Below are 20228 nucleotides of genomic sequence, written 5' to 3' on the forward strand. Positions count from 1 at the left end.
GAGCCCCTGTCTTCAGACGGGGTATGCCCGCGAGGCCCGCGCGTCGGCCAGCGAACGCGCCCACCACTCCAGCTGGTCGAGCAGCTGCTTCACCGCCGCGGCGGTGGTTTCGGCGTCGGTGGGGCTGCCGGACTCGTCGAACCGCCCGTGGGCGCCGTGGAAGCTCACCGTGTCGCGGATGGTCACGGCGTGCAGCTCGGCGAAGACCGGCCGCAGGTGCTCCACCGCGCGCAGGCCGCCGGAAAGCCCGCCGTACGCCACGAAAGCGACGGGTTTGGCCTGCCACTCGGAGCGGAACCAGTCGACGGCGTTCTTGAGCGAGGCCGGGTAGCTGTGGTTGTACTCCGGCGTGATGACCACGAACGCGTCGGCCGCGGCGAGCCGGGCCGCCAGGCGCCCCACCTCCGGCGCGGGCTCGGACCCGAACGCCGGAAACGCCAGTGGCAGGGCCGGATCGGCGCAGTCGACCACGTCCACCTCGAACCCGCCGTGCGCGGCGGCCTCGCCGGTGAACCAGTTCGCGACCGTCGGCGCGAACCGTCCTTCCCGGACACTGCCGACGATCACGGCAACCCGGACGGGAACTTCCGACACGATGGTCCTCCTCGAATCCCCGTGCGGGACCGGGTGTCCCGCACGGGAACCGAGTCTGGAACTTCAAGCTCCCTTGAAGTCAACCCGTCCGCGCGCCTCTATCCTCGCTGCCATGACCAAGACCGAGCTGCCCGAGCTGACCGTGGGCGAGCTGGCGCACCGCACGGGGGTGCCCGCGTCGGCCCTGCGCTTCTACGAGGACGAGAAGCTGATCCGCAGCCGGCGCACGGCGGGCAACCAGCGCCGCTACCGCCGCGACACGTTGCGGCGCGTCACGTTCATCCGGATGTCGCAGCGGGTGGGCATGCCGTTGTCGCAGATCCGCGAGGTTCTCGCGCTGCTGCCGGACGACCGCACCCCGACCCGCACCGACTGGGCGCGCATCTCCCACTGCTGGCGCGAGGACCTCGACGAGCGCATCCGGCAGCTGGAGCAGCTGCGCGACCAGCTCACCGACTGCATCGGCTGCGGCTGCATGTCGCTCACCAAGTGCCGGCTCGCGAACCCCGGCGACCGCCTCGGCCGCGAGGGTCCCGGGCCGCGAAGGCTTCCGGACCACCGCGGGGACGGCTACGCGGACCCTCAGCCCAGCACGAGACCGCGCACGTAGGCGGCCTGCCCGGCGTGCTGCAGGTCGTCGGAGAGCACGCTGACCAGCCGCACGCCCAGCGTCACCGGCGGGTCCCAGCCCTCGTCGACGACGGCGTCGAGCGCCTTGCCGTCGAGGCCGCCGACCCACGCCACGGTCTGCTCGTGCACGGCGTCGTAGTAGCCGGTCAGCAGCTTGGGGTCGTCCACCTGCACGGCCGCGACGTCGTCGCTGCTGTGCGCGTACCCCGTGTCGGCAGGCGGGAAGGGCAGGCCGAAGCGGCGGTGCCAGTCCTGCGCCGTCCAGATCTGCTCGGTGCCCGCGACGTCGGCCACGTGGTCGTCCTGCACCCGCGTGAGGTGCCAGACCAGCCAGGCGATCGAGTTGGCGCCCGGCCCGGGCCGCGCGACGAGCTGGTCGCCGGTCAGGCCGTCGACCGACTGGTGCACGACCTCCTGGATCCGGCCGAAGCCGTCCACGAGCAGATCGGCCACGTTCATCCGTAGTCCTCCTCGGTTCGTTCCTGCCTGCTACCCCGATCATGCCGCACGCAAACCGCCGCGCCACCACCGAATTCCGGCGGTCGGGCGCGGCGGCGGGCCGAGCCGGCGGCCCTGTTACGTGCCGAGCAGCTGGTCGAAGAACGAGCGGTAGCGGCGCAGCGCGATCCGCAGGTCCTCCGTGGCGGGCTCGCCGTCGCGCCACTGCGCTTCCAGCTCACCCTTGTGCTCGGCGAAGGTCTCGGCCAGCGAGCTGATCACGGAGGCGACGAGCTCGTCGGCGTCGCGCACCGCGCGGCGCGGGTCGTCGACGAAGCCGGTCTGCACTTCCTGCCAGCGGTGGCGGAAGCGGTCGACGTCGCCGCCTTCGAACAGCGGCGGGGCGCCATCGGTGCGGGCGCCTCGGTCCGCGGTGTTCCGGTCCGCGCCACGATCTTCCGCTTCTCTCACCTCGGTGTCCACATCGGACACTTCACGGGAGCGGGTGTCCCGGCGTTCCTCGGTTCGGGGCTGTTCGGCCGCACCCGCCAGGTCGGCGGTGCTCAGTCCCCGGGTCTCCTGGCCGGTCATGTCAGCGTTCTCCGTTCCGCTCGTGGGCGCCGCGGTGGTTGCCGCCGCGCGCGGCGGTGTGCTCGCGGCGGCGCTCGACGGTGTCGTCGTCGGTGCGCGTGTCGCCACGGCTTTCGGCACCGGTGTCGTCGGTCAGCAGGTCCTCGAACACGGTGCGGTAGTGCACCATCGCCGAGCGCAGTTCCTCTGTGGACAGTGCCGTCTCCGCGTGGCGGCGATGCGTCTCGTGCGCCGCGCGGTAGTGCTCCAGCGTGCGCGAGTGGCGCACGGACAGATCGGAAAGCTGCTGGTCGTAGCCCTCGGTCGGGTAGCCGCGCTCGGACATCACGGCCACGAGCAGGTCGTCGGCCTCGTCGAGCGCACCCGCGGGCTGGTCCACGAACTTCTCCTGGATCAGCGACCAGTGCTGGGCGTAGCGCTCGCGTGCCGACGCCGAGAGCGGCCGGATGTCGAGGTCCCGGTGGCGGCGTTCGCGTTCGGCCAGCTCCCGTTGTGCCGCACGCGGATTGTCGCTCTCCTCCACCGCGCGCGAGTATTCCGGACCGAACTGCTGCTGCAGTCGTTTCCGCTGCCGTTCCCGGACGACGAGCCAGGCCACGGCACCGATCACCACGACGGCGGCCACCACGATCACGACGATGAGCCAAGTGGGCATCGCACGAACTCCTTCACGGATTTTGTCGAGCCCCCCGTCCCGGTCGGATGCCCGCCGCTGCCCAGGCGAAACGCGAATACCGCCGATGAACGGCGTTTTCGGCCGAGTGGCCCTGCCCGTACCCCCGGATGCGGTACGGTTCGGACATCAGGGCGAAACCCGGCAGACGGGAGGACGGCACGTGGACACCACCGTGCGGCTCGCCTCCGGCGCGCTCCGGGTCGTGCCGGCCTTCGGCACCATCGCCGGCGTCCCCGTGCCCGGCTGGGCCGGCACGCTGCTGGCCGTGGTGTGCATCGTCGCCGCGCTCGCCGTCCTGCTGCTGATCGTGCGCAACCGGCGCCGCTGAGCCGTTCCCGGCGGTTCAGCCGAGGTGGTTGCCGACCTCGATCAGGTTTCCGTCCGGGTCGCGGAAGGGGACGCGCGGGTGAAGCGGGTGGTGATCACGTGGTCCTTGGCCGGGCCGGCGACCACCCACTCCTGGCTCCAGTGGTCGGCGTCGAGCACGCGGTACTCACCGCGGTAGAGGTCGTCGCGGCACGGGTGGTCGGTGCGCCACCGGCCGGTGGCCAGGTCGAGGTCGTGGAAGAAGCCGCCGTGGTCGAAGTGCACGGCGGCGCGGGCGCCGTCGGGGTGGTAGAGCAGGGTGCGGCTCACCGGTCCGGTGTAGCCGGGCAGCCGCAGCTCGCCGGTCTCGTGGTAGACGAGGACGCCTTCCCGGGTGCTGTCCCGGGTGAACGTCGCGGTGCCGGTGACCTCGCCCATCGGCTCGCCGTCAGCGGCCACGATGTCGCGCGAGAGCCGCCAGGTGCCGGTGAAGTGCGCGGCGAGGTCGGTGATCGCGAAGTCCACCCCGCCATTCTGCGCCCGCCCGTACGACGTGACGCGGCGACGGGGTGGGGATCACACACAGCGTGACTTCCGTGGCGCGAGCGGGACACTCGTGCCGGAAACGCGCCGAGGCGCCCGGGGTGGCACCGCGGTGTCGGTCCCGGCGCCTAGAATCGGCCGGGTGGCTCACCCCGACCAGGCCCAGCGCTCCCCCGCCCTCGAAACCCTGCAGCGTGTGTTCGGTTACGACGCGTTCCGCGGCGATCAGGCGGACATCGTCGAAACCGTGATCTCCGGCGGAGACGCGCTGGTGCTGATGCCCACCGGCGGCGGGAAATCGCTGTGCTACCAGATCCCTTCGCTCGTGCGGCCCGGCGTCGGCGTGGTGATCTCGCCGCTGATCGCGTTGATGCAGGACCAGGTCGACGCGTTGCGCAACCTCGGCGTGCGCGCGGGATTCCTCAACTCCACACAGGATTTCGGCGAGCGCCAGCGCGTGGAGGAGGCGTTCGTCGCGGGTGAGCTCGACCTGCTCTACCTGGCGCCGGAACGCCTTTCGGTCGAGTCGACCGTGCGGCTGCTCGACCGGGGGAAGATCGCACTGTTCGCGATCGACGAGGCGCACTGCGTGTCGCAGTGGGGCCACGACTTCCGGCCCGACTACCTGATGCTGTCGTCGCTGCACGAGCGCTGGCCGGACGTGCCGCGCATCGCGCTCACCGCCACGGCGACCGAGGCCACGCACAAGGAGATCTCCGCGCGGCTCAACCTCGACGGCGCGCGCCACTTCGTCGCGAGCTTCGACCGGCCGAACATCCAGTACCGCATCGTCGGCAAGAACTCGCCGCAGAAGCAGCTGCTGGAGCTGCTGCGCACCGAGCACAAGGGCGACGCGGGGATCGTCTACTGCCTTTCGCGCGCGTCGGTGGAGAAGACGGCGGAGTTCCTGGTGCAGAACGGAATCCGCGCGGTGCCCTACCACGCGGGGCTCGACAAGCGCACCCGCGCGGACAACCAGTCGCGATTCCTCCGCGAGGACGGGCTCGTGGTCGTGGCCACGATCGCGTTCGGGATGGGTATCGACAAGCCGGACGTGCGGTTCGTCGCGCACCTGGACCTGCCGAAGTCCGTGGAGGGCTACTACCAGGAGACGGGCCGCGCGGGCCGCGACGGGCTGCCGTCCACGGCGTGGCTCGCCTACGGGCTGCAGGACGTGATGCAGCAGCGCAAGATGATCGAGAACGGCGAGGGCGACGAGGCCCACCGCCGCCGGCAGGCCGCGCACCTCAACGCGATGCTGGCGCTGTGCGAGACCGTCGAATGCCGCCGCACGCAGATCCTCGCCTACTTCGGCCAGACCGGCGAGCCCTGCGGCAACTGCGACACCTGCCTCGCCCCGCCCGAACGCTTCGACGGCACCATCCCCGCCCAGAAGCTGCTCTCCACCGTCGTGCGCCTGCGCAACGAACGCCGCCAGAAGTTCGGCGCCGGCCAGATCATCGACATCCTGCTCGGCAAGACGACCCCGAAGGTCACCCAGTTCCAGCACGACACGCTCAAGGTCTTCGGCATCGGCACCGAACTGCGCGAACAGGAGTGGCGCGCCGTCGTCCGGCAGCTCCTGGCGCAGAACCTCCTCGCCGTGGAAGGGGACTACGGCTCCCTCGTCCTGACCGACGGCAGCACGTCCGTGCTCAACGGCTCACGCACGGTGTCCCTGCGCCGCGAACCCGAACGCCCGGCCCGCGCCGCCCGCACCTCCCGCCGCAGCACCGCCGCGGCCGTGGAAATGCCCGCGGAGGCCGCGCCCCTGTTCGAACGCCTCCGTGCCTGGCGCGCCGCCACGGCGAAGGACCAGGGCGTCCCCGCCTACGTCATCTTCCACGACGCCACGCTCCGCCAGATCGCCGCCGAACGCCCCGGCTCCCTCTCCGCCCTGGGCACCGTCAGCGGCGTCGGCGAGGCCAAACTGGCGAAGTACGGCGAGGGCGTGCTGGCCGCGCTGGCTGAGGAGTAGGGGCGGCACCCGGCGCAGGCACCCCGATCTCCGTTCGCCGCGACGGGCGGGATCGAGGTGCCCTCGAGGTCAGTGGCTCGGCTTCGGTTTCGTCGCGTCGGAGACCTTCTGGGTCACGCCGTTGATCTTCGCGTGGTACTTGCCCTTGGTCTTCTGGTCGACGAACTGCGCGGCCTTGCCCACGGCCTGGTTGACCTTCTCCGGGTTCTTCTTCGCGTACGACGTGACGGCACCGGCCGCACCGGCCAGGACGGCGAGTCGTTTGAGCATTGCCATGGAGTCCTCCCGCGGGTTTCTCGTCATCCCCTCAACGCTGCGATGAGTACCCGGAGTTCCCCCGATTCGAACATTCCGGACCGGGGCCCGCGGAAATCCCCGCGACCCGCGGCGGCTGACCAGGCATGATCGGCCCCATGCGAGATCTCGCGGCGCTGCCGAAGGCGCACCTGCACGTCCACCTCGAGAGCACCGTGCGGCCGGCAACGCTGCGTGAGCTGGCCGACGCGAACGAGGTGCCGCTGCCCGGTGAGACGCGGAAGTTCACCGGGTTCCGCGACTTCGCCGACTACAACTCCCTCATCCGCGCCTGCCTGCGCAGGCCGGAGGACTTCGAGCGCGTCGCCCGGGAGTTCTGCGTGGACGAAGCCGTGCAGGGGACGCGCTACGCCGAGGTGACGTTCACGGCCGCGTCGCACGGGGAACGGCTGGGGGACGCGGAGATGCCGCTCGCGTCCGTCCTCAAAGGACTGTCCGGAGGAGAGCTCGAGACCCGGGTGATTCTCGACCACTCGCGCCGCCGGTCCGTCGAACGCGCCGAGCACACCCTGCGGCTCGCCCTCGCCCACGACCGGGTCGTCGGCCTCGGCATGGCCGGCGAGGAGCGCCACTCGCTCGTCCCGTTCGCCGGTGTCTTCGCGAAGGCGCGCGAGGCCGGGCTCCACCTCGTGCACCACGCGGGCGAGGACGCGGGGCCCGAGAGCATCCGCGAAGCCCTCGATGTCGGCCGCACCGAGCGCCTGGGCCACGGCATCCGCGTCCTCGACGACCCCGAGCTGGTGGCCGAGGTCCGCGACCGCGGGATCGCGCTCGAGGTGTGCCCGACGTCCAACGTCGTCCTCGGCCTGGTGCCGAGCCTCGCGAAGCACCCGCTTCCCCACCTGGTCGACGCCGGCCTCGCCGTCACGCTGAACACCGACGTCCCCTCGATCACCCACACCACGCTGACCGACGAGTTCACCGCCGCGCGCGACACGTTCGGCTACGACGACACCGCACTGGCCGCGCTGGCCGAAGCCGCCGTCACGGCGTCGTTCGCCCCGGAGGAGACGAAAACCGCGCTGCGCAAGGAGATCGCCGCGTGGCTCACACCGGCAGCAGGCGCGTGACCAGCGTGCTCAGCTGCTGCACGTTGCGGCACTCGTGCATTTCCACGAGCTCCGCATACGCCAGCGCCGCCGAGTCGCCGGTGGACCACAGGGCGCGACGCTCGGGGTTGAGCCAGTAGACGTGCCGCGCGCGGTCGCGGATGGCGCGGACGGCGTCGAGGTTGGGGTCGCCGCCGTTGGTGCGCGCGTCGCCGAGGATGAGCACCGACGTGCGCGGGCCGACGGCGTCGAGCCACTTGCCGGTGAACCCGCGCAGGGCGCCGCCGTAGTCGCTGTGGCCGTCCCAGCGCACCACGGCGGCCTCTTCGAGGATGCGCGCACCGAGGTGCTCGGGGTCGGCGACGCCCGCGGTGACCAGGTGCGTGACCTCGTCGGTGCTGTCCACGAACGCGAACACGCGCACCTTGCTGAACTGGTCGCGCAGCGCCTGGACCAGCAGCATCGTGAAGTTCGCGAACCCCGCGACCGAACCCGACAGGTCGCACAGGAGCACGATCTCGGGCCGGCCGGGCCGCCGGTGCCGGAATGCCGGACGCACCGGCACGCCACCCGTCGACAACGACCGCCGCAGCGTGCGCCGCAGGTCGATCTGCCCGCGCGTGGTGCGCTTGCGGCGCGCGGCGAGCCGGGTCGCGAGCTTGCGCGACAACGGCTGCACGGCCCGGCGCAGCTCGGCCAGCTGCGCGCGGCTGGCGATCAGGAAGTCCACGCGGTCCGCGGCCGGCGCGATCGCGTGCTTGGCCACGCGGTCGCGCCCCCGCACCTCGGCCGCGCGCCGGCGGGCCTCCGTGCGGACGTTCCCGCGGAAGTCCTCGACCCGGCGGCGGACCTCGTCCCGGGTGAGCCGGTCGGTGAACTCACCGCCTTCGTCGGAGCCGCCGCCCGCGGCCCGGATCGCGGCGAGCACGCGCACGATCAGCGTCTGCGGCTGCAGCCGGTCGAGCGTCTGGTGCGCGGAGAACCCGCCGCCGGCGCCGGAACCCGCGCCGTACCCGCCGAGCATCTCCACGGCGACGCCCGCGAGCTGCGCCAGCGCCTGCTGGTCGCCCTCGGCCAGCGCGGCCGCCACGGCCTCCCTCAGCTGTTCGAGGTCCCGCGGCCGGTCTTCGCGCGCCAGCTCGGGCACGCCGACACCGGCCGGGAAGTACAGGTCGAACGCGGCGTCGAACACCGCCCGCTGGCCGCCGCGGCGCACGAGCGCGGCGGCGAGCCCCTCGCGCACGAGCTCGCGGTCGTCGAAACCGAGCACCTCCAGCGCGGCCCCCGCGTCGACGGTCTCGGCCGGGCCCGCCGGGATGCCCTGCGCCCGCAGCGCCTGCACGAACGCCGTGAGCCGCTCGGTGACGCCGGGCGCGCTCAAGACGCGTCCAGCACCTGGTCGAGCTTGAGGCCCGCGCCGGCCTTGGTGATGTCGTCCTGGTGCTTGAGCACCACGCCGAGGCTCTCGCGCACGATCTGCTCGTCGAGCGTGCCGGCGCCGAGCTCCAGCAGCGTCCGCGCCCAGTCGATGGTCTCGGCGACCGACGGCAGCTTGCGCAGGTCCATGGCGCGCAGCGCAGCGATCACGCGAACCACGGAGTCGGCCAGCGCCGCGTCGATCCCGGGCACGCGCAGCTTCACGATCCGCAGCTCGAGCTCCGGGTCGGGGAAGTCGATGTGCAGGAACAGGCAGCGCCGCCGCAGCGCCTCGGACAGCTCGCGCGTCGCGTTGGACGTGAGCACCACGAACGGGTCGCGGGTGGCGGTGATCGTGCCCAGCTCGGGCACGGTGACCTGGAAGTCGCCGAGCACCTCCAGCAGCAGGCCCTCCACCTCGACGTCGGCCTTGTCGGTCTCGTCGACCAGCAGCACGGTGGACTCGGTGCCGGAGATGGCCTGCAGCAGCGGGCGGCGCAGCAGGAACTCTTCACCGAAGATGTCGGTGCGCGCGTCCTCCCACGTCTCGTCGCGCCCGGCGGTGATGCGCAGCAGCTGCTTGGCGTGGTTCCACTCGTAGAGCGCACGGGCCTCGTCGATGCCCTCGTAGCACTGCAGCCGCACGAGCCGCGAACCGCTGACTGTGGCGACGGCCTTGGCCAGCTCCGTCTTCCCCACGCCGGCCGGGCCCTCCACGAGCAGGGGCTTGCCCAGCCGGTCGGCGAGGAACACGGTGGTCGCCACCGCCGTCGAGGCGAGGTAACCGACCTCGGCCAGCTGCGCCGACACGTCGTCGACGGACGAGAAGAACCCGGTGCCCACGTGACCTCCTAAGCGGATGCTCACCTGGCACTGTACTGGCCGGGGCTCGGTCCGTCTCCACGATCCGCGCGAGTGTGCGGTTGAGTTCCGCCACGGTCTCCTCCCCCGGCTGTTCGGCCGGGCGCCTCGGCACGGTGTTTTCAGAGCTCGTCCGCGGCCGTGCGCGCGCTGGACCGAGCGGGGGGCGCGGCTGTCCGTTCCACGCCCGCCGCCTGAGGCTGTGCGGCGAAGGAGCCGCCCGGCTCGTCGCGAGCTAGCATCTGGCCACGTGACCTACGTTGCGGCGACCAGCCGATACGACTCGATCCCCTACCGGCGCTGCGGGCGCAGCGGACTGAAGCTGCCCGCCATCTCCCTGGGCCTGTGGCACAACTTCGGCCACGACCGGCCGCTGCAGGTCCAGCGCGACATCCTGCGCCGCGCCTTCGACCTCGGCATCACGCACTTCGACCTGGCCAACAACTACGGCCCGCCCTACGGCTCGGCCGAGTCGAACTTCGGCCGGATCCTCGCCACGGACTTCAAGCCCTACCGCGACGAGCTCGTGATCTCGACCAAGGCCGGCTACGACATGTGGCCGGGCCCGTACGGCGACTGGGCCTCGCGCAAGTACCTGCTGGCCTCGCTCGACCAGTCGCTGGGCCGCATGGGCCTGGACTACGTCGACATCTTCTACTCCCACCGCTTCGACCCGGAGACGCCGCTGGAGGAGACCGTCGGGGCGCTCGACCGCGCCGTGCGCTCGGGCAAGGCGCTCTACGTCGGCATCTCCTCCTACAACTCCGAGCGCACCGCCGAGGCCGCGCGCCTGCTGCGCGAGCTGGGCACGCCGCTGCTGATCCACCAGCCCTCGTACTCCATGTTCAACCGCTGGACCGAGGACGACCACCTGCTCGACACGCTCGAGGAGGCCGGCGCCGGCTGCATCGCGTTCTCGCCGCTCGCGCAGGGCCTGCTCACCGACCGCTACCTCGGCGGCGTGCCCGCCGACTCGCGCGCGGCGCAGGGCAAGTCGCTCGACCCGAACACGATCACCGAGGACCGGCTCGCGAAGATCCGCGGCCTCGGTGAAATCGCCGCGCGCCGCGGCCAGTCGCTCGCGCAGCTCGCCCTGGCCTGGGCCCTGCGCGACCCGCGCATGACGTCGCTGGTGATCGGCGCGAGCAGCGTCAAGCAGCTGGAAGACAACGTCGCCGCGCTCGGCAACCTCGACTTCACCGCCGAGGAGCTGGCCGAGATCGACCGGTACGCGACCGAGTCGGACATCAACCTCTGGAAGCAGTCCAGCGACGCCTGACGTCGCAGGTGGCCGGTGGCGTTCGCGTCGCCGGCCACCGGGGCACCGGCTACTGTGGACGGTCGGTGGCCTCAGCCGGCGCGCGTCGGCCGCGGGGCCGGCAGGTGTGAGGTCTCCGGGAACAGGTGCAGCGCACGCAGGGCCGCGCCCAGCTCGGCGATGTCCGCCGGGTCCGTGAGCGAGCGGCCGAGCTCGTCGGTGATGCGGCGCAGGCGGTGGCGGATCGTGTTGGGGTGGCAGAACATCCGTTCCGACGTGAGCTTCGTGGAGCCCTGGCAGTCGAACCACGCGCGCAGCGTCAGCAGGAGCACGTTGCGGTCGTCGCCGGGCAGGTCGAGGATCGGGCGCAGCACGTGGTGCGCGAGCTGCACCGACGCTTCGGGCGCGCTGGCGACCAGGCCCGCGAGCGGCGATTCCGTGAACTGCACCAGGCCCGTGGAGCCGGGCGCCATGCTGGACAGCGCGACGCGCGCGAAGTGCAGCGCCCGGGAAGTGTTGCCCAGCCCCGAGAACACCGGGCTCATGCCGACGCGGCCCACCGGCGCTTCGCGCAGCAGGTCGATGGTCACCTTGCACGCCGACGGGTCGCGCAGCGACACCACCCCGACCTGCAGGTCCGGCGTGAGCCGCCAAGCCGAGGCGTGCTGGGCCTCGCGCAGGCGCTGTTCGATCTTCGGCAGCGGTTCGTGACCCAGCCGCGGCGTTTCGGCCGCGACGACCACGAAGCTGCCGTCCACGGTCAGCTCCAGCACGCGGGCGATGTCCCAGAGCGTGCCCTCGGTCGCCGCGCCGCCGGCGAACAGCGCCTCGACCAGAGCCGAGCGCCGGTTCTGGTGCGCCACCACGACTTCGGCAGCGGTGTCCCGATAGGACGAAGTGAGCGCCTCGGCGTAGTCGTCGACCAGGGCCCACACGGCGGAGGTCGCGGCGACGAGCCCGGCGAGGTCCTGGTGCTCGCCGCGCGCGGTCAGCAGCACGAACCGGTGCCACACCTCGGTGAGCCCGATCCGGTACGCCCGCAGGACTTCCGGCAGCGGCGCGCCCTGCAGCGCCCGCGCGCGGCCGGTGGCGCGCGCCTGCGACAGGTCGGGCACGTCCTCGCCGCGCAGCGTGCGCATCACGTAGTCGAGGTTGGCGCGCACGGACTTGCGCAGCTCGGCGTGCGTCACGAACCGCTGGTCGCGGTAGACGGGCATCTGCTCGAGGATCTGGTGCGTGGTCGCTTCGATCAGCTCGGGCATGGCGGTGTCGACCTCGGCGGCCAGCGCCGAGACCACGGGCGCGAGCCCGTCGCGCAGAACTGTCTGGTAGTGCATCAACGCCCTCCAGGCCGAAGCGAAGGGCGCTCGCGCGCCCTTCGCCCGTGACCGTACGGGGACTCGTCGTTGAGCCCTCGGGAAGGTCATCTAACACGACGGCCGGTCACTCGGCCGGGTGAACTTGTGACACTTGCCGCGAATGCGGAGGAACTGGTGTAGAACTTCCGCATTCGCGGATCACATCTTCGCCGCGGCCGCCTTGATCGCCTCGCGGATGCGGAAGTACGAACCGCAGCGGCACACGTTCTCGATCGCGTCGATGTCGGCGTCGGTGGGGTTCTTGGTCTTCTTCAGCAGCGCGACGGCGGCCATGATCTGGCCCGGCTGGCAGTAGCCGCACTGCGCGACGTCCTGCTCCAGCCACGCCTCCTGCACCGGGTGCAGGGTGTCGCCGTCCGCCAGGCCCTCGATCGTGGTGACCTCGCGGCCCTCGCACTCGGAGACCGGGACCACGCACGGGTTCACCGCCTCGCCGTCGAGGTGGCTGGTGCAGGCCTTGCAGACGTTGATGCCGCAGCCGTACTTGAGGCCGCGCACCTTCAGCTTGTCGCGCAGCGCCCACAGCAGCGGCAGGTCGGCGGGCGCGTCGACGGTGACGGTCTTCCCGTTCACCACGAAGGTGTAGTTGGGCATGGGAACTCCTTGCGGTGGTGGGGAGATCAGCGGGGGAACGGCTCGAAGTCGACCGGGAAGTTGATCGGGAAGCTGCGCGGCTTGATGCCGGTGGCGCGGGCGTAGGCGTTGGCGATGGCGCCCACCGGCGCCGGCAGGCCGAGCTCGCCCGCGCCGCCGATCTCGCTGCCGTTGGCCGGCATCACGAACACGTTCACGTCCATCGGCGCGTTCTTCTGGCGCGCGTAGTGGAACTGCGAGTAGCTGCCTTCCAGCGGGAGCCCGTTGTCGATGTGCAGGCCCGCGGTGAGCGTGGTCGAGATGGCGTCGGTGAGCCCGCCGAGCATCTGCGACTGGATGCCGCGCGGGTTCACCGGCTTGCCGACATCCACGGCGATGGTCGCCTTGGTGACGCGCGGGTTCTTCGGGTCGCGCGCGTCCATCTCCACCAGGCAGGCGGTGTAGGACTTGTACTCGCCGTGCACCGCGATGCCCTGCGCGAAGCCCTTCGGCATCTTCTTGCCCCACTCGCCGAGCTCGGCGACCTTGTCCAGCACCGCCTTCTGGCGCGGCTCCTTGATGAACTCGCGGCGGAACTCCAGCGGGTCTTTGCCGAGCTTGGCCGCGATCTCGTCGGCCATGATCTCCTCGGCGCCGCGGGTGTTCGCGGAGTAGACCGAGCGCCACGCCGAGGTGTGGAACTTGAGCGGCACCTCGTTGAGCAGCTGCGTGGTGACGCCGTAGTTGTAGGGCGACTTCACCGTCAGCAGGAACACCGTCTGCGCGAAGCTCAGGTTGCCGCCCACAGGCAGCTTCGCGGCGAACGCGGTGAGGATCTCGCCGAGGCCGTGGCCCCAGTCGGTCTCGACGCTGGCCACGCGGTGCTCGAACGTGAGCACCTGGCCGAGCGCGAAGGTCGCGCGGATCTTGTGGTGGCTCGCGGCGCGGGCGCGGCCGTGGCGCATGTCGTCGATCCGGCTCCACATGAGGCGGACGGGCTTCTTCATCGCCTTGGAGATGTGCGCGGCTTCCAGCGCGGCGTCGAAGAACAGCCGGCGGCCGAAGGAACCACCGCCCTGCTGGACGTGCACGGTGACCTTGTTCTCCGGCAGCCCCAGCTCCTGCGCGATGGTCTGCTTCGCGACGATCGGCGACTTCAGGCCGGCCCAGATGGTGGCGCTGTCCTCGCGGACATCGGCGACCGCGGAGTTCGACTCCATCGGCGCGTGGCTGACGAACGCGAAGTCGAACTCGCCGTCCACGTACTGCGTCAGCAGCGGCGGCACCACGAACGGCAGCGCCGCGGCCTGCAGCTTCTTCGTGATGGACGCGTTGTTCTCGCCGTCGACCGTGCCTGCGTTCCAGGTGACGTCGAGGGCGTTCTTGCCGTCGAGCGCCTGACCGAACGTCTCGGCCATCACGGCGACGCCGGTCTGCACGACGGCGATGTCGATGATGCCGGGCATCGCACGCACGGCGGCCTCGTTGTTGACCTTCTTGACCGTGCCGTTGATCGTCGGCGGGCGCCGGACCATCACCGGCATCGCGCCGGGGATGTCGAGGTCCAGCGTGTAGACCTGCTTGCCGGTGACCATGGCGAGCGCGTCCTTGCGCGAGGTCGGCGTGCCGACCAGCGTGTGGTCCGACTCGGCCTTCGGCTTCACGGCCGCGGTGGGCAGGTCGGCGCGGGCGGCCGGGCCGGCGAGCACGCCGTAGGAGGCCTTGCGCCCGTCCGGGGAGCGCACGAGACCGTCGCGGGTGGTCAGGCGCGCCGCCGGGACGTTCCACTGCGAGCTCGCGGCGGACACCATCCGGGCGCGGGCCGTCGCGGCGGCGGTGCGGATCGGGTCGTACAGCGACCGCATGGTGTTGGAGCCGCCGGTGAGCTGGTTGAACAGCAGCTCCGGGCGCGCGTCGGCGAGCACCACGTCGACCATGTCCAGCGGCAGGTCCATCTCTTCGGCGACGAGCATCGCGCTGGCCGTGTTGATGCCCTGGCCGACTTCGGCGCGCGGCAGCTGCAGGCGCACGCGGCCGTCGGTGGTCACCTCGAGCAGGAGCATGCCGGACGTCGGCGCGCAGGAGAGCGTGAGCACGTCGCCGAGGTCGAGGATCTCGGCGGGCTGCGGCAGCGTCGGCACCACGGCTTCGGCCGTGCCCGGCGCGAGAGTGTCGAACGACAGCTTCGTCGCGACCGTCAGGGTCGGCGCGGCGACGAGGTAGGTGAGGAAGCGGCGGCGGCCGACGCGGCCGCTGTCGTCGTCCGGCGCGGCGTCGCCCTGTGGTCCGGGGCTGGTGGTGGGACTGGCCATCGGGAATCCCTTCGGGGCACTCGCGCCGGTGAGGATGGCGCGGCCGGGCGAGCGTCGCTGCGACGGTGCAGCCCGGATGGTGGAACGGGAGGTCTGGCGCGCCACGCTATGGACGTGACAGAAACGACGCAACGCGCGGTAGTCGTGTCGACTGATGTCTGTGACGAGGTAACAGCCGACCGCCTCCGAATGTGCGTCGTGACACATTCACCACTGGTCGGATCGGGCGTTCACGGGCGTGCCGACGGGTGAGCGCGGGCTGGGCCGGATGGCCCTTCGGACGCCGGCCCCGCGCGCCCTCCCGCGGGATGGCGCCGACCACCCGTATCGTCGTCTGGACGCTCTGCCGCTGGTCACCGAACGGGTGAAAAGAAGGTTTCCTGCCGAAGCCGGTTACCTTGGCAGGGGTGACATCGGCACGAGTAGGAAGCGGGCGGCACGTGGTGGGCGCGGGGACTCCGCCGGTCGGCACGCCGGCCGGGATGCGCAGGATCAACCAGCGGGCGGTGCTCGACCTGCTGCGCCGCGGCGGGCCGGCCACGCGGCCGCAGGTCGCGAAGGACACCGGGCTGTCGAAGCCGACGGTGAGCCAGGCGCTGCTGGCGCTGGAGGCCGCGGGCCTCGCGCGGGCGACCGGGCACACGTCCACCGGCACCGGCCGGTCCGCCGTGCTCTACGAAGCCGACCCCACCGCGGGGTACGTGCTGGGTGTGGACATCGGGCGCGAGCACATCCGCGTCGCCGTGTCGGACCTGGGCCGCACCGTGGTCGCGCGGCGCGACGCCCGCAACACGGCCCGTTCCGGCAGCGCGCTCGTCGCTTCCGTGGGCCGGCTGGCGGGCGAGATCGTGGCCGAGGCCGGGCTGACCGACGCCGACATCGTGGTGCGGGTGCTGGGCTCCCCCGGCGTCGCGGACCCGGCGAAGCGCTGCTTCCGGCACGCGCCGAACCTGCCGGGCTGGGGCAAACCGGGCCTGCTCGACGATCTGGAGGCCGCGCTGGGCCCCGACCTGGTCGTGGAGAACGACGCCAACCTCACCGCCGTCGGCGAATGGGAAAGCGGCGCCGCCCGCGGCGCTTCCGTGGTGGGCTGCCTCATGATCGGCACCGGCGTCGGCATGGGCCTCATGGTCGACGGCCGCGTCTTCCGCGGCGCGACGGGCGCCGCCGGCGAGATCGGCTACCTCCCCTACGGCCGCACGCAGTCCGGCGGCGAGGTCCCGGCCCGCGGCCACCTCGAAGAGGCCACCGCCGCCCAGTCCGTGGTCCGCGGCGCGCGCGAACTCGGCCTGGGCACGGCGAAATCCGCCCGCGAGGTCTTCCGCCTCGCCCGCGAAGGCGACGAGCTGGCCCAGCGCGCCGTGCAGACCGAAGCCGACCGCCTCGCCTACACGGTCGCCTCCGTGGCCGCCGTGGTGGACCCCGAACTCATCGTCCTGGGCGGCGGCATCGGCACCGCCGCCGACCTCCTCCTGGACCCCATCGACCGCGCCCTGCGCTCCTTCACCCCCCTCCTCCCCACCGTCGTCCAAGGCGAACTGGGCGACGACGGCGTCCTGACGGGGGCGATGAGCGTGGGGTTGCGCGCTGCGGAGGGGCTGGTGTTCGAACGCCGGGTCGGGCCGGCCTGAGCCGGAACGCCCCGCCGCGTCCGAAACACCCGATCCCGGTAGCCGCGGTGGTCCTCGTGCGGGCCGGGTGGAATCATCGGCCACTGTGAGCATCGAGCCCGACCGGCGTCTGATCGACCCGGAGCGCGTGGCCGCCGCTGTCGCCGGGCTCGGGGACAGGGCGGTCATCGAGGAGTGGGCGGGGCGGTTCGCCGTGGTGGCCGATCCGTCGCGGCTGGCGTTGCTCGTGTCGATCCACTACGCGCGCGAGATCAGCGTCACCGATCTCGCGGCGGCGACGGGCATGACGGACACCGCCGTTTCGCAGGCGCTGCGGCTGTTGCGGGCCCACGGATTGGTGACCGCGCACCGCGACGGGCGCGTGGTGCGGTACCGGCTGGCGGACGCGACGGTGCACGAGCTGATCCACCGCGTGCGGCCGCACGACACGGGTGCCGCGGAAGCGGATCCGGACCGGTAGGTTTGCACGCATGATCGGACTGCCGGACACCATCACCGCCTGTCTGTTCGACCTCGACGGCGTGCTGACCGGAACGGCCGTGCTCCACCGTGAAGCGTGGAAACGGACGTTCGACGAGTTTCTCCGCAGCCGGGACGGCGACGCGTTCCGGGAGTTCACCGACCACGACTACGCTGCCTTCGTCGACGGCCGCCCGCGCGCCGACGGCGTGCGCGAGTTCCTGCGCTCGCGCGACATCCAGCTGCCCGAGGGCTCGCCCGACGACGGCGTGGACGAGCCGACCGTGAACGGCGTCGGCAACCGCAAGAACGAGCTGGTCCTCAAGATCATCGAAGAGCGCGGCGTGAACCCCTACCCCGGCTCCGTGCGCTACCTCGAAGCGGCGAAGACGGCCGGCCTGCGCATCGCCGTGGTGACGTCGTCGGCCAACGGCGCGAAGGTGCTCGACGCCGCGGACCTGACGAAGTTCGTCGAAGCCCGGATCGACGGCCTGGTCATCCGGCGCGACAACCTCAAGGGCAAGCCCGCGCCCGATTCCTTCCTCGCCGGCGCGAAAGCGCTCGGTGTCGAGCCCGCGCACGCGGCCGTGTTCGAGGACGCGCTTTCGGGTGTGCAGGCCGGGCACGCCGGGCACTTCGGTTACGTGGTGGGCGTGAACCGCGCCGACCAGGCCGACGAACTGCGATCCCACGGCGCCGACGTCGTCGTCGACGACCTCGCCGAACTCCTGGAGAAGGCATGACCGAAACGCTGTTCGGCTACGAGTGCTCGCCGTGGGAGCTGCGCTGGCGCGGCCTCGACGTCGACGCGTTGCAGCGCACGGAGTCGGCGTTCGCGCTGTCCAACGGCCACATCGGCCTGCGCGGCACGCTCGAGGAGGCCGAGCCGCGCGGGCTGCCCGGCACGTACCTCAACGGCTTCTACGAGCAGCACGAACTGCCCTACGCCGAAGGCGGCTACGGCTACCCCGAGGAGGGGCAGACCGTGGTCAACGTGACCGACGGCAAGATCCTCCGGCTCCTGGTCGAGGACGAGCCGCTCGACATGCGCTACGGCACCGCGGTGAAGCACGACCGCATGCTCGACTTCCGCAGCGGCACCCTGACCCGCTCCACCGAGTGGTCCTCCCCCACCGGCCGGCGCGTGCGCGTGAAGACCGAGCGGCTGGTGTCGTTCACTCAGCGCGCGATCGCGGCGATCCGCTACGAGGTGGAGCCGGTCGACGAGGACCTGCAGCTCGTGGTCCAGTCCGACCTGCTGGCCAACGAACCCATCGAGTCCGACACCCGCGACCCGCGCGTCGCCGCCGCTCTCGACACGCCGCTGGTGTCGCAGTTCAACCGCGCGGCCAACTACCAGGCCGTGCTCGTGCACCAGACGCGCAACTCCGGCCTGCGCATGGCCGCCGCGATGGACCACAAGATCGAGGTCGACGACGGCATCCGCACCCGCATCCACAGCGAGGACGACCTCGCGCGGCTCACGGTCGCCGTCGACGTGCCGAAGGGCGGGCGCCTGCGGATCACGAAGTTCCTGGCCTACGGCTGGTCCGCGCAGCGGTCCGTGCCCGCCCTGCGCGCGCAGGTCGAGGCCGCGCTCGCCGGCGCGCGCCAGACGGGGTGGAAGGGGCTGATCAGCGAGCAGCGCCAGTACCTCGACGACTTCTGGGCCACTTCGGACATCGAGATCGACGGCGACCCCGAGCTGCAGCAGGCCGTGCGGTTCGCGCTGTTCCACCTGCTGCAGGCCGGGGCCCGCGGCGAGACGCGCGCGATCGCCGGCAAGGGCCTCACCGGCCCCGGCTACGACGGGCACGCGTTCTGGGACACCGAGACGTTCGTGCTGCCCGTGCTCACCTACACCATCCCCGACGCGGCGCGCGACGCCCTCGGCTGGCGGCACTCCACAATGGACAAAGCCAAGGAACGCGCGAAGCAGCTCGGCCTGCGCGGCGCGGCTTTCCCGTGGCGCTCCATCACCGGCGCCGAATGCTCCGCGTACTGGCCCGCGGGCACGGCGGCGTTCCACGTGAGCGCCGACATCGCCGACGCCGTGCAGCGTTACGTCAACGCCACGAAGGACGAGGACTTCGAGCGCACCTGCGGCGCCGAGCTGCTCGTGGAAACGGCGCGGCTGTGGGCTTCGCTGGGCCACTACGACCGGCACGGCCACTTCCGCATCGACGGCGTGACGGGTCCGGACGAGTACTCGGCGGTGGCGGACAACAACGTCTACACCAACCTGATGGCGCGCCGGAACCTGATCGCCGCCGCGCAGGTGTGCGAAAAGTTCCCCGACGTCGTGGAGCAGTTCGAAGTGGACATCGCGGAGCTCGACAGCTGGCGCTCCGCGGCCGACGCGATGTTCCTGCCGTACAACCAGGAACTCGGCGTGCACCCGCAGTCGGAGGGCTTCCTGGAGCACGACGAGTGGGACTACAAGGGCACCGACCCGGCGTTCTACCCGCTGCTGCTGAACTACCCGTACTTCGACCTGTACCGCAAGCAGGTCGTGAAGCAGGCCGACCTCGTGCTGGCGCTGCACCTGTGCGGCGACTCGTTCAGCCCCGAGGAGAAGGCCCGCGACTTCGCCTACTACGAGGCCCGCACGGTGCGCGACTCGTCGCTCTCGGCCGGCACGCAGGCCGTGATCGCGGCCGAGGTGGGCCACCTGGACCTCGCGTACGACTACCTGGCCGAGGCCGCGATGACCGACCTGCACGACGTGCACAACAACGTCCGCAACGGCCTTCACATGGCCTCCCTCGCCGGCGCGTGGCAAGGCACGGTCGCGGGCTTCGGCGGCCTGCGCGACCACGGCGGCCAGCTCTCGTTCGCCCCGCGCCTGCCCCGCCAGCTCGGCGGCATCACCTTCCGCCTGGCCTTCCGCGGCACCCGCTTCCAGGTCGCCATCCGCCCCGGCGAAGCCACCTACCACGTCCTCGAAGGCGCCGCCTTGGAGCTCGTCCACCACGGCGAGCGCTTCACCGTCACCACGGACCCCGTGACGCTCCCCATCGTCGACGTCGACGCGGGCGCCCCGCCGGTCCAGCCCTACGGCCGCGCGCCCCAACGCCGCGACGCGTCGAAACTGCGCCAGTTCGTTTCGCCGGAAGCCTGAGTTTCCGTCCCCGGCGGGCGCTCAGGGCGTCCGCCGGGCTCAGGCGTCCTCAGCGTCTTCAGTACCCGGCGGCGACTCCACTTCCTTCGTCTCGCTCG

At 71.7% G+C, this 20228-nt stretch carries 20 protein-coding genes; 9 read left to right on the top strand and 11 right to left on the bottom strand.

Going from position 1 to position 20228, the window contains the following annotated elements:
* Positions 1-12: 12 nt before the first annotated feature.
* Positions 13-594 carry an NAD(P)H-dependent oxidoreductase gene (locus tag AB0878_RS22025; RefSeq protein WP_366582119.1) on the bottom strand — a complete coding sequence of 194 codons (582 nt, stop codon included), beginning with the start codon at positions 592-594 and terminating at the stop codon, positions 13-15.
* A gap of 112 nt (positions 595-706) precedes the next feature.
* Here AB0878_RS22025 and soxR point away from each other — a divergent pair, with 112 nt between their 5' ends.
* The gene (gene soxR / locus AB0878_RS22030) at positions 707-1204 is read left to right on the top strand and encodes a redox-sensitive transcriptional activator SoxR (protein WP_366582120.1); all 498 of its coding nucleotides are present in this window, start codon (positions 707-709) and stop codon (positions 1202-1204) included.
* Here the strand turns inward: soxR and AB0878_RS22035 are convergent.
* The 3 genes from AB0878_RS22035 to AB0878_RS22045 form a co-directional block, all read right to left on the bottom strand.
* Positions 1177-1683: a DUF664 domain-containing protein gene (locus AB0878_RS22035; RefSeq protein ID WP_366582121.1), complete on the bottom strand. Its 507-nt coding sequence runs from the start codon at positions 1681-1683 to the stop codon at positions 1177-1179. The genes soxR and AB0878_RS22035 overlap by 28 nt on opposite strands.
* Positions 1684-1800: 117 nt before the next feature.
* A complete protein-coding gene (locus AB0878_RS22040) occupies positions 1801-2253 on the bottom strand; it encodes a hypothetical protein (RefSeq protein ID WP_366582122.1) in 453 nt (150 codons plus the stop codon).
* A 1-nt stretch (position 2254) separates the two neighbouring features.
* Positions 2255-2908, bottom strand: coding sequence for a hypothetical protein (locus AB0878_RS22045; RefSeq protein ID WP_366582123.1), 654 nt, complete (start codon positions 2906-2908; stop codon positions 2255-2257).
* Positions 2909-3089: 181 nt separating this feature from the next.
* Between AB0878_RS22045 and AB0878_RS22050 the strand changes: the two genes are divergently transcribed.
* On the top strand, positions 3090-3257 hold the full coding sequence (locus AB0878_RS22050; protein ID WP_366582124.1) for a hypothetical protein: 168 nt from the start codon (positions 3090-3092) through the stop codon (positions 3255-3257).
* 41 nt (positions 3258-3298) lie between these two features.
* Here AB0878_RS22050 and AB0878_RS22055 read toward each other — a convergent pair whose 3' ends face one another.
* The gene (locus AB0878_RS22055) at positions 3299-3760 is read right to left on the bottom strand and encodes a DUF6314 family protein (RefSeq protein ID WP_366582125.1); all 462 of its coding nucleotides are present in this window, start codon (positions 3758-3760) and stop codon (positions 3299-3301) included.
* Between the two features lie 160 nt (positions 3761-3920).
* Between AB0878_RS22055 and recQ the strand changes: the two genes are divergently transcribed.
* Entirely contained in the window at positions 3921-5756 is a 1836-nt protein-coding gene (recQ, locus tag AB0878_RS22060; protein WP_366582126.1) for a DNA helicase RecQ, read from the top strand.
* A gap of 69 nt (positions 5757-5825) precedes the next feature.
* On the opposite strand, the gene AB0878_RS22065 is transcribed toward recQ, so the two are convergent.
* Positions 5826-6032 (bottom strand): antitoxin, encoded by a 207-nt coding sequence (locus AB0878_RS22065; RefSeq protein ID WP_366582320.1) that lies wholly within the window; start codon positions 6030-6032, stop codon positions 5826-5828.
* Between the two features lie 137 nt (positions 6033-6169).
* Here AB0878_RS22065 and add point away from each other — a divergent pair, with 137 nt between their 5' ends.
* Entirely contained in the window at positions 6170-7141 is a 972-nt protein-coding gene (gene add, locus AB0878_RS22070; RefSeq protein WP_366582127.1) for an adenosine deaminase, read from the top strand.
* Here the strand turns inward: add and AB0878_RS22075 are convergent.
* Both AB0878_RS22075 and AB0878_RS22080 read right to left on the bottom strand, forming a co-directional pair.
* Positions 7119-8501: a VWA domain-containing protein gene (locus tag AB0878_RS22075; RefSeq protein ID WP_366582128.1), complete on the bottom strand. Its 1383-nt coding sequence runs from the start codon at positions 8499-8501 to the stop codon at positions 7119-7121. The genes add and AB0878_RS22075 overlap by 23 nt on opposite strands.
* Entirely contained in the window at positions 8498-9379 is an 882-nt protein-coding gene (locus tag AB0878_RS22080) for a MoxR family ATPase (protein WP_366582129.1), read from the bottom strand. The genes AB0878_RS22075 and AB0878_RS22080 overlap by 4 nt, the downstream gene beginning before the upstream one ends.
* Before the next feature lie 268 nt (positions 9380-9647).
* On the opposite strand from AB0878_RS22080, the gene mgrA reads away from it, so the two are divergent.
* A complete protein-coding gene (gene mgrA, locus AB0878_RS22085) occupies positions 9648-10676 on the top strand; it encodes an L-glyceraldehyde 3-phosphate reductase (protein ID WP_366582130.1) in 1029 nt (342 codons plus the stop codon).
* Positions 10677-10747: 71 nt separating this feature from the next.
* Here the strand turns inward: mgrA and AB0878_RS22090 are convergent, their stop codons facing one another.
* From AB0878_RS22090 to AB0878_RS22100, 3 genes are all read right to left on the bottom strand, one after another.
* Positions 10748-11992 carry a helix-turn-helix domain-containing protein gene (locus tag AB0878_RS22090; RefSeq protein ID WP_366582131.1) on the bottom strand — a complete coding sequence of 415 codons (1245 nt, stop codon included), beginning with the start codon at positions 11990-11992 and terminating at the stop codon, positions 10748-10750.
* A gap of 180 nt (positions 11993-12172) precedes the next feature.
* Positions 12173-12628, bottom strand: a complete 456-nt coding sequence (locus tag AB0878_RS22095; RefSeq protein WP_360603922.1) for a (2Fe-2S)-binding protein — start codon at positions 12626-12628, stop codon at positions 12173-12175.
* A 26-nt stretch (positions 12629-12654) separates the two neighbouring features.
* Entirely contained in the window at positions 12655-14919 is a 2265-nt protein-coding gene (locus AB0878_RS22100; RefSeq protein WP_366582132.1) for a molybdopterin cofactor-binding domain-containing protein, read from the bottom strand.
* 482 nt (positions 14920-15401) lie between these two features.
* Between AB0878_RS22100 and AB0878_RS22105 the strand changes: the two genes are divergently transcribed.
* From AB0878_RS22105 to AB0878_RS22120, 4 genes are all read left to right on the top strand, one after another.
* Positions 15402-16550: an ROK family protein gene (locus AB0878_RS22105; RefSeq protein ID WP_366582133.1), complete on the top strand. Its 1149-nt coding sequence runs from the start codon at positions 15402-15404 to the stop codon at positions 16548-16550.
* Between the two features lie 91 nt (positions 16551-16641).
* Positions 16642-17010: a metalloregulator ArsR/SmtB family transcription factor gene (locus AB0878_RS22110; RefSeq protein WP_285974562.1), complete on the top strand. Its 369-nt coding sequence runs from the start codon at positions 16642-16644 to the stop codon at positions 17008-17010.
* 10 nt (positions 17011-17020) lie between these two features.
* Positions 17021-17752, top strand: coding sequence for a beta-phosphoglucomutase family hydrolase (locus AB0878_RS22115; RefSeq protein ID WP_366582134.1), 732 nt, complete (start codon positions 17021-17023; stop codon positions 17750-17752).
* Positions 17749-20130 (top strand): glycosyl hydrolase family 65 protein, encoded by a 2382-nt coding sequence (locus AB0878_RS22120; protein ID WP_366582135.1) that lies wholly within the window; start codon positions 17749-17751, stop codon positions 20128-20130. Before AB0878_RS22115 ends, AB0878_RS22120 begins: the two co-directional genes overlap by 4 nt.
* Positions 20131-20228: the final 98 nt, after the last annotated feature.

This window comes from Amycolatopsis sp. NPDC047767, from assembly GCF_040704195.1.
Lineage (GTDB): Bacteria > Actinomycetota > Actinomycetes > Mycobacteriales > Pseudonocardiaceae > Amycolatopsis.